Source organism: Mycobacterium persicum, from assembly GCF_002086675.1.
GTDB classification, from domain to species: Bacteria; Actinomycetota; Actinomycetes; order Mycobacteriales; family Mycobacteriaceae; genus Mycobacterium; species Mycobacterium persicum.
The window spans coordinates 1-9,448 of sequence record NZ_MVIF01000146.1 but is presented as its reverse complement, the minus strand read 5'-3'; the positions used below and the strand labels follow the sequence as shown (position 1 = coordinate 9,448).

General features: G+C 64.6%; 7 protein-coding genes and 3 pseudogenes. 6 read left to right on the top strand and 4 right to left on the bottom strand.

The annotated features are described in order from the left end of the window. Nucleotides 1-498: 498 nt before the first annotated feature. The 4 genes and pseudogenes from BST40_RS26220 to BST40_RS32075 all read left to right on the top strand — a co-directional run. Nucleotides 499-1,977 carry a D-lactate dehydrogenase family protein gene (locus BST40_RS26220; RefSeq protein WP_082275617.1) on the top strand — a complete coding sequence of 493 codons (1,479 nt, stop codon included), beginning with the start codon at nucleotides 499-501 and terminating at the stop codon, nucleotides 1,975-1,977. A gap of 394 nt (nucleotides 1,978-2,371) precedes the next feature. After that, nucleotides 2,372-2,631, top strand: a pseudogene (locus tag BST40_RS33420) (PE family protein). Nucleotides 2,632-2,775: 144 nt separating this feature from the next. After that, nucleotides 2,776-2,913 (top strand): annotated as a pseudogene (locus BST40_RS32080) (hypothetical protein); the annotation flags it as partial. Between the two features lie 27 nt (nucleotides 2,914-2,940). Then, nucleotides 2,941-3,161, top strand: a pseudogene (locus BST40_RS32075) (enoyl-CoA hydratase/isomerase family protein); the annotation flags it as partial. 3 nt (nucleotides 3,162-3,164) lie between these two features. Here BST40_RS32075 and BST40_RS26205 read toward each other — a convergent pair. The 4 genes from BST40_RS26205 to BST40_RS26190 all read right to left on the bottom strand — a co-directional run bounded on the left by BST40_RS26205 (nucleotide 3,165) and on the right by BST40_RS26190 (nucleotide 7,654). Continuing rightward, entirely contained in the window at nucleotides 3,165-4,034 is an 870-nt protein-coding gene (locus BST40_RS26205) for an LLM class flavin-dependent oxidoreductase (RefSeq protein ID WP_075549171.1), read from the bottom strand. A gap of 186 nt (nucleotides 4,035-4,220) precedes the next feature. After that, nucleotides 4,221-4,982, bottom strand: coding sequence for an STAS domain-containing protein (locus BST40_RS26200; protein WP_075549172.1), 762 nt, complete (start codon nucleotides 4,980-4,982; stop codon nucleotides 4,221-4,223). Nucleotides 4,983-5,495: 513 nt separating this feature from the next. Beyond that, the gene (locus tag BST40_RS26195) at nucleotides 5,496-6,482 is read right to left on the bottom strand and encodes a DUF4873 domain-containing protein (protein ID WP_240316688.1); all 987 of its coding nucleotides are present in this window, start codon (nucleotides 6,480-6,482) and stop codon (nucleotides 5,496-5,498) included. Between the two features lie 251 nt (nucleotides 6,483-6,733). Then, nucleotides 6,734-7,654 carry an AurF N-oxygenase family protein gene (locus BST40_RS26190; protein WP_075549173.1) on the bottom strand — a complete coding sequence of 307 codons (921 nt, stop codon included), beginning with the start codon at nucleotides 7,652-7,654 and terminating at the stop codon, nucleotides 6,734-6,736. Between the two features lie 124 nt (nucleotides 7,655-7,778). Here BST40_RS26190 and cobF point away from each other — a divergent pair, with 124 nt between their 5' ends. Continuing rightward, nucleotides 7,779-8,534 (top strand): precorrin-6A synthase (deacetylating), encoded by a 756-nt coding sequence (gene cobF, locus BST40_RS26185; protein ID WP_075549174.1) that lies wholly within the window; start codon nucleotides 7,779-7,781, stop codon nucleotides 8,532-8,534. Nucleotides 8,535-8,673: 139 nt separating this feature from the next. Then, nucleotides 8,674-9,448: PE family protein (locus BST40_RS26180; protein WP_142276814.1), on the top strand; the 775-nt coding region annotated here is incomplete at its 3' end.

Here is a 9,448-nt window from a genome sequence, read left to right as displayed (position 1 = left end):
ATCAGGACGAGACAGCAGCCCATATCGCCAGCTCAGAACACTAATCCCCAGTCAGAACCCGTCGTAACTTCGGGTTAGCACGACGAGGTTAGCGCCACCCCAACTCCCCAGCTCACAGGCCCGCTGGTCAATGACGCGGGAGCCCTGCTATGCGAAGAGCCTGATAGGCGTTAATTGTTGATTGATCACTTTTTGCGATTGTCATGTTCGGTTGCCTGCCCGTCTAATTCAATAGACCAGATTTCGACTCCCAGCGAACTGACAACAGTGTGATCTGTGGAATTGAACTAGCCGTTAGAGGTATAACGACCAATGCCAATTTAGTGGTCGAAGCCGGCTAGTGAGTCTTTTATCAGTTACCAGAGGCGGTATCTCGATATTGACATATTGATTGCATCGTATACCGACACAATATACCACCATGCGTGGATGGATGTTGACACGCCGACTCGAATTACTTAAGAGCTCCTTGAGTCGAAGGGAAATACCAGTTACCCAATGACCGCAGACTCCAGCACCATGTGGCACTCGCTGAAGCGCAGTCGCTTCTTTGCCGGTCTTGACGATAACGCGCTTATGGCGGTGGCCCGGAAAATCAGCGTCGCCCATTTTGCGGATGGCGAGTTCCTATGCCGCCAAGGGGACGTGGGCAATCGGATGTTCATCGTAAGCACCGGGACCGTGGCGGTGGTAAGGAGGGGCGATGATGGGGCCCCGGTTACGCTTAACACCTGCGGGCCGGGCGACGTCGCTGGCGTGATAAGCACCTTCGAGCAGGAGGTGAATTCAGCCAGCGTCGTGGCGCGCGGCGCCGCAGAGGTATGGATACTCGATACCGACGATTTCAAGTCGCTGTTAGAGTTTCATCCCCAACTGAGCACAGTCATGCTGGCCGCGATGAGCCGGGACCTGCACCGTGCAAGATCGTTTGCCGCGTCCTTAGGCTCCCATAGTGTAGACACCCGCCTAAAAATAGCTATTTTCGACAGCAAGCCCTATATCGAGGCCTGCTTCCGCGCTCACAACCGCCACAACTATGTTCTGCATTTCTTCGAGACCCGGTTGACTGTAGATACCGTTGAGCTAGCCGCCGGCAGTGATGTCGTCTGCTGCTTTGTGAACGATCGGCTGGACGCCGCGGTTATCGAGATACTGCATTACTCGGGTGTACGCCTCATTGCCATGCGTTGCGCGGGCTACAACAACGTGGATATCAAAGCCGCGGGCCGCCTAGGAGTCGCCGTGGTGCACGTGCCGGCATACTCGCCCTACGCCGTCGCCGAACACGCGACCGCGCTGCTGCTGACACTCAATCGCAAGACTCACCGCGCCTACCTCCGCGTCCGGGAAGGCAACTTTTCGCTCAACGGTCTTGTGGGCACCGACCTCCACGGCAAGTGTGCCGGCGTCGTCGGAACGGGCAGGGTCGGCAGGTGCATGGTCAAGATTCTCCGCGGCTTCGGGATGCGGGTGCTTGCCCACGACCCCTTCCCGGACACGCAGTTCGCCGCGGCGAACGGGATCGAGTATGTCCACCTGCCGGACCTACTGTCACAGTCCGACGTGATCAGCCTCCACGCGCCACTCACGCCCGATACGCACCACCTCATCGACGCCGACGCCATCGCGCATATGAAGCGTGGAGTCATCCTTATCAATACCAGTCGCGGCGCGCTCGTCGACTCCATCGCGCTCATCGCAGGCCTGAAGTCCGGAGCCGTCGGCGCGGCCGGACTCGATGTATACGAGGAAGAGGAAGACTACTTTTTCGAGGATTTCTCCGCCGAGATCATGACCGACGACGTACTTGCGCGGCTCATGACTTTCAGCAACGTTCTTATCACCGGCCACCAGGCATTTCTCACCCGTGAAGCCCTCGGCAACATCGCTGACGTCACGTTCGATAATATCGCCGAGTTCGCGACCGGTCGCCGAGGATCCGAACTGACTAATGCGGTTGTAACAGGCGGTGGCTAATCGCGGGAGGAAGTGCGTGAACGCGCGGTGCGGCCGTATCGGGAGGCGACACCGAAGCCGGTGATCGCGCGGTGGCGCGTCAGCTGGCCGTGTACCCAGCGGCCTTGCGAATCGGATCCGCGCGGACCAGGCCGACTTCGAACGTCCCGGCGCCTCCAACGAGCCGACCGAAGCCGATCAGCTCTGGGCTTTTCATGCCCTGACCAACCACATCACCAGATCGCGCCAGAAACCGGCGAATTCAGACCTTGACGACACCCTCGGGTGCTCACGAGCCCACAAACTCCGGACAGATCGCGCTGCGTCGCTCTACGCTGACGCGGTGGTGCCTTGACATCGGTTTGACCACTCCGATTCGAGGTCGCAGGAGCGCAAGTCGTGGAGGAATGAGCCGATGGCTTATGTGCTCACGCAGCCGGAGTCGATGGCAGCGGTGGCAGCGGATGTGGCGGAACTGGGTTCGACGATCAGCGGGGCCAACGCGGCCGCCGCCAGCCGGACAACCGGCCTGCTGGGGCGGCAGCAGATGAGGTGTCGGCGGCCACCGCGACATTGTTCAACGGATATGCGCAGGCTTATCGGGCGGTGATGCAGCAGGCAGAGGCATTCCACGGCGAGTTCGCCCGGGCGCTGGCGGCCGCCGGCAACGGCTAAGCGCAGACCGAAGCCGCCGTTGCCGGTGTGCTCGCCGGTCCGGCGCAGCGACAAGCCGCAGCCTCGCCTCCGTTTGCCCTCCCAGCCAACTACGTCTCGGCGTTCATTTCCGGCAGCGGCATCCTGGTGCCGAGTGCGGACTACATGCAGATCGTTCTCAAAAACTATGTGCTACCGCACTTCCCCGGTGGCAGTCTGGCCAATGCGCTGGCGCTGTGGACTCCCGCGGGTTTGTATCCGCTGACCGGCACCACCGTGTTGACGCTGAACGAGTCTGTCGCCCAGGGCGTTTCAATTCTGCACGACACGATGTCTGCGACGCTGGCCAAGGCTCGCGAGATCGCCGAGAATAACGCTTTCGGGGTGTGGCAGACCAAGATCGGGCTCAATACCGCGCTGGACGCGCCCAGTTTGCGTCATGCCATCAGATCGAGTACCGGACCCAGATGCTCACCGGCTTCACCAATAACCCGGCCGAAGCCGCGAGGGCGCATCGGGAAAATCGGACACCAAAGTGGGATCCGCTGTGACACCTAGACTTTGGCGATCACCTTCGCCGCGTACCGTTCCAGGTGACGGATCTTTTTCTCCAGTGGCTCGGTGTCGGGCCCCTTGATGTAGGGCCAGCGGAAGCCCACGATGACGTCGGTGACGCCCTTGTCCTCGAGCCGCTTGATACCGTCCGCGGTGTAGGCGTCCATCGAGATCACATGGATCTCAAACGGGCCGGTGTTCCCCTGCTCGTCACGAAAACTCTTGACCTGGGCGATAAGTCGGTCGAGTTCTTCGGCGCTGGTGCCGCCGCCGTGCATCCAGCCGTCCAGGCGTGCCGCGCGGCGCAGGGCGGCATCGGCGTGGCCGCCGACCAGGATCGGGATCGGCTGGGTGGGAGCCGGGCTCATCTTCGTCTTCGGGATGTCGTAGAACTCGCCGTGGAACTCGAAATAGTCTCCGGCGGTGAGGCCTTTGACGATTTCGATGCATTCGTCGATTCGCTTGCCGCGCTTGGCAAATGGGATGCCCATCAACTCGTAGTCTTCCGGCCACGGGCTGGTGCCCACGCCGAGTCCCACCCGGTTGCCGGTCAGCGCGGCCAGGGAACCCACTTGTTTGGCCACCAGCGCCGGCGGCCGGACGGGTAGCTTGAGCACGAAGAAGTTGAACCGCAGCGTGGTGGTCACCGCGCCCAACGCGGCTGCCAGGACGAAGGTCTCGATGACCTCCTTGTCTTCCAGGAACTCCCGATTGCCGTCTGGGACGTAGGGGTATTTGGAGTCGGACTCGTACGGGTAGGCCAGGCTGTCGGCGATCGTCATGCTGTGGTAGCCGGCCGTTTCGGCCGCCTGAGCCAGCGGAATGTAGAACGTCGGGTCTGTCAGCGCCTCTGCGTAGCTGAACCGCACGTCATCCGTACCTTTTGTGAGCGGGCGTCATGCCCGAATACTAGAACGTGTTCTCATTTCGCCGGGCGGGTGGCCAAGTGTGCGTCGCCGGCGCCGGCTGTGCTGTCCGCGCGGAACGCGAGCGGCAACCACTCCCGAAACGGCCGACGCACCGGCGCCGCGGTCCTCGGCAGCGGGATCGTCACGCTACAGCTGGTTTTCCGGGCCGATGATCGCCCAGACCGTCTTGCCGGACGACGTGGGAGTGCTGCCCCACGTGCGGCACAACGCATCGACGATGGCCAGGCCGGAAACGTCGATCCCCTTCGGGGGAGATTTCAGCCGCACGGCGGGAGCAGTGCTGTTGTCGGAGACCGCGATCGTCGCCGTCGGGCCGTCGCTGAAAACGCGCACTACCGGGTCGCTGCCGGTGTGTTTCAACACGTTCTCCACCAACACATTGACGACCACCAGTGCGACGGGGATCAGCCCGGGCTTCGACCAGGAGGTGAGCCATTCGCGGACCAGTTGCCGCGATTGCCGAAGGCTGTTCAATTGCGCGGGCAGTTGCGCCTGGGCATGCTTGACGTCGCGGCGCGCGAGCCGGCCGACCGCCTTCATCGCCCCTTTTTCGGTGGGATAGACGGGCATGAATTGAGTGACTCCGGAGCGGGTGATCGTGTCCCGGCCGGCGCGATTGGCGCACACCAGCACGATGGGCACGTTCGGTCGGGTGTCGGCCTGCCAGCGTGCGCCGATAAAGGCCGACCACGCAGCGTCATCGGGAACGTGCAGCCCGGTCACGTTGACAATCACCGCGGTCGGCTCGTCGAGCGTCGCCTTCATGATGCTGTCGCGCAGTGCCGCCGAGTTGGCCGCGCCGAGCACTCCCTCGACTGCCAGCATGACTGCCGATTGCTCGAGTCGTGTCTCAACGGCCAGCGAGGACGACTTGGCAACCGCGCTCACCGCCGCTGACCTTCCCGGGCCGTCTCATCCCACCGCGGTCTGCGCTTCGCGGCGGCACGCCTGGCGACGCAACGGTGGGACGTCACGAACCGGCCTCCCAGGTCGATCCTGCGTCCGGTTCCATGTCCTGCTCCTCGAAGTGGCCCCTGCAATGGCGTGAGGATGCCGCCCACGTTCGTGGCGGAGACTTCCATCTTCGGCCAAGTATCCCGATTTGTGCACCGCCGGTGTGGCCACTGGACCGCGGGGTGATTGGTCGTGGCGGTCGCTCGTCGGCGCACCGGCGCACGCGGGTCGGGTCAATCCCCGGAGCCCGCCGCTTCCAAGAGCCGAACGCTACCTCGCCGACCATGCCGCTCTCGTCCGTGTCGTCGTCTGCCGCAGCACCAGCCACCCAGGGCGGTTACCCGCATAAGCCGCGCGGTCAACCTCTAGTCTGGCAGGCACTCAGCCTATCGGGATTTGCCCGGTCGAGCGGGAGGAATCGGCGCAACGGTGGCGGCGAAGCCCCTGCTACCGGCCGCTTGACGGGTAGGGGGGTGCCCCGACGCCGGCCACGGAGTGCGTGCCCCAGGGGGTTTGTTCGACGATGCGGGCCGGTGCGCTGCGGTCACCGACGGTCAATGTCGCGGTTCTTGATTGGGTGAGCGACTCTCGCGGCAGGGGATCGAGGATGGTCCCCTGCCAGTGGTAGATGCCGTCGATCGGATCGAGGTGACCGGCGAGGCGCACGCGCACCGGCAGGCGGGTTCCGGCCAGATCCAATGTCGCTGCCCCGTCGTAGCTGTCGTCGTCGGGCGCATCGGCGGATAGGTCGAACGCCCTGGACACCCGCTGCGCCTGGACGGGTTTCAGTTGGGCGCGCTCGTTGAACACCTGCAAAGTACTGCGCAGCACCTCGATGCGGGTGCTGGCGGTGCGGCTCATCAGGTCCAGGGCTTCGGCGACGTAGCAGAGCTGTGCGGCGACGTCGGCGTTATCGGGGCTGCAGATGAAGAAGTAGTTGGGAAAGCCGTGCACGGCAATACCGAGAAACGGCTCCATACCGTCGTGCCAGGCCTGCCGGATGGTCACCCCGTGCGCCCCCACCAGGGTCTGCTCGGGCAGCTGATCGGGGATGGCGAACCCGGTGCCGTAGATGATGGCGTCGGCGCCGTACTCGATACCGTCGTTGGTGCGAACGCCCGACGGCGTCAGCGCAGCGATCGCCGACCTGGCCACCCTGGGGGATCGCCGCGGCTGCCCGCCGCGCAGCTGGCGACGCAGCCAGCGCCGGGCCCGGGTGGTCTGCAAGGGCAGGTCGGAGACCACCCGGCGCGGCGCGTGGGCGACGACGGTGACCGAGTCCGCCGATTCCACGAGCCGGTCGAGGCGCTGGGCGAGGGCGGTGTCGATGCCGACCGCGGCGATGCGCTTGCCAGTGGCATCGAAGGCCGGGTCCCAGGCCGCCGCATGAAACGATTCGCCGTCAAAGTCGTTGCGCCCGGGCAGATCCGGTATCCACGGGACATACGGGGGCCGGTGGGCGGCGATGACGATGCGGCCTCGGACAACCTCGCCGCCGCCGGTGCGCACCGCCCAGGCGTCGGTGTCGTCGTCGAACACCGAACCGAGCACTTCCTCCGCCGGGCTGGCGGCACTGTCGAGGACCACGACGTCACCGACACCGGCGGCCGCTAACGCGGCCTCGGCGGCCCGGCCGCGGTCACCCCCGCCGATGATGACTACGTGGTGCAGGGCGGGTGCCTGAATCACAGAAACTTGCTGCGCTTCCAGGCGCGGCGCGCTATCGGGCCCATCAGCCCCACCTCGGTCAAAAATGCTGCCAGCGGCGCGAATCCGGCTATCTGCATCTGGTAGCGGTGCGGGCTGTTGCGCGCGGTCATGCGGGCCCGCTTCGGGTCGAGGCCGGTGCGCGCGTACGGGATGGGATTGCTGAACAGGTACCGGAAGAAGTACCCGCCGACGCCGTTGATGTTGGCCATGAACCATCGGTTGAGCCGCGGCATTTCGGCCACCCGCTTGCGTGCGCCGTCACGCGCGAACTGGATATGGCGGGCCTCTTCGGTGACGTGAATCCGCATGAGCCGCTGGATAATTGGCTGCAGTTCCGGGTCGTCCATCATCTGTCGTTGCAGCGAGTCGAAGATCTCCTCGCCGATCAGCGCGGCCACCCACAGCATCGAACCTCGCTGGAAGGCCAGCGGAAGCGTGTTGATGACCATCCGGTGCAACCGCCGCGGACGCACCGGCTTGGCGCCGATTCGCTCGATGGCCTTGCCGAACATGACCATGTGGCGGGTCTCGTCGCCGAGCTCGGTCAGCTTGTAATGCGTCGACCGGCTGGTCGGGTCCTCGTGCAAGATGGTGCGCAGCAGCGACTGGTTGAGCATGTTCTCGAACCAGATCCCGGCCGAGAGCGTGTTGACCAGCTCCTGGCGGGACAGCTCGATTTGTTGCTCGCGCGTCATTTCGTCCCACATCGGGGTGCCGTAGAGCGAGACGAGTTTGGGCGGCAGATAGAACTTGTCCGGATCCAGCGGGGCATCCCAGTCGATGTCGACGACCGGCTCATAGGACTTCTTGACCGAGCCCTTGAGCAACCGCTCCGAAAACTCCTCACGACTGGGTCCACTTACCTTGGGCCCATTTGGTTTCACCGCGATGGTCATCGTTGGTGTCCCTTCATCAGGTGATTCAGACGTTAGGGAGATCACACTCGATAGTCAATACCCAGGGTACTAGGTACCGGGGGTCCCGGATAGGCATTTCGAGATCTGAATTACGTTGTCTTGCATGGGTCGGCACATCCATGTCATCGGCATCGGCGCCGGAGACCCCGACTACCTGACTGTGCAGGCGATCAACGCGCTCAACGATTCGCAGGTGTTCTTCGCGATGGACAAGGGCGAGACCAAAAGCGACCTGGTGGCGCTGCGGCGCGCGATCTGCGAGCGGTTCATCCGCGAGCCCGGATACCGATTCATCGAGTTGCCCGACCCCGAGCGCGGGACCGACACCGACTACCGGAAAGCGGTCTTTGACTGGCATGCGGCGCGCGCACGCATCTGGGCGGCGGCCATCGCCGCCGAACTGGGTCCCGACGGTGTGGGCGCCTTTCTGGCGTGGGGCGATCCGTCGCTGTACGACAGCACGCTGCGCATTCTGGAAGCGGTGTCTGCCGAAATCGACATCAGCTATGACGTCATCCCGGGTATCACCGCGGTCCAGGCGTTGACCGCCCGGCACCGCATCCCGCTCAACGACGTCGGCGCTCCCGTGCTCATCACCACCGGCAGGCAATTGCGTGCGCGGGGACTCACCGGCTCGGCGGTAGTGATGCTGGACGCCGACTGTTCGTTTCAGAGCTGCCCGCCGCAAACCCGCATCTGGTGGGGTGCTTATCTGGGTACTGCCGACGAGTTGCTGGTGGCGGGCACGGTCGGCGAGGTCGGTGCCCGCATTGCGGCGCTGCGTGCCGAGGCCCGGGCGCGGCATGGCTGGATCATGGATACCTACCTATTACGGGACTCTTACGGGGCGCCAGATTAAGCACAGCATGAGCTTCTTGACGGTTTGTCAAGAAGCGTGCGATTGGGCCCCTGGTTCGCGATAGCATCGGTTACCGCCGCATTGTGTCGCACGTCACTTCGCGATTGCGGGGCCTTTGCAGTGACGGGGAGGTTCGTACATGTCGTGGGTGATCGCCGCGCCCGAGTATGTGGCTGCAGCGGCCAACGATCTGGCCGGCATCGGCTCGACGCTTAGCCAGGCGAACATGGCGGCGTTGGCGCCGATATCCGGGGTGCTGCCCGCGGGCGCCGACGAGGTGTCGTTTGCGGTCTCGGCGTTGTTCGACGCCCATGCTCAGGCTTATCAGGCGCTCAGTGCCCAGGCGGCGCTGTTTCACCAGCAGTTCGTGCAGCTCATGACCGGCGGGGCCGGAGAGTACGCCGCTGCGGAGGCGGCCAACGTGCTGCCGATGCAGGTTGCGGCTGACGCGATCAACGGTCCCGTACAGGCGCTCACCGGGCGTCCGTTGATCGGCAACGGCGCCAACGGCGCCCCGGGCACCGGCCAAAACGGCGGGCCCGGCGGGTGGCTTCTGGGCAACGGCGGCAACGGCGGCTCCGGCGCGGTGGGCCAAAACGGCGGCAACGGTGGATCGGCCGGGTTGTGGGGTAACGGCGGTAACGGCGCACCCGGCGGGGCCGGCGCTGCCGTCCCGAGTGGCGCCGGCATGCCGGGTGGCAACGGTGGCAACGGTGGCAACGGCGGGTGGCTGTACGGGCTCGGCGGACAGGGCGGCACGGGTGGCAACGGCAGCAGTGCCGTCGCCAACCCCAGCGGCGCGGGTCTTAACGGTGGCGCGGGCGGCAACGGAGGTCTCGGCGGCGACGGCGGGCTGCTCTTCGGGCAGGGCGGTGTTGGCGGGCTCGGAGGCAACGGGGGCGACGCCACCGGCG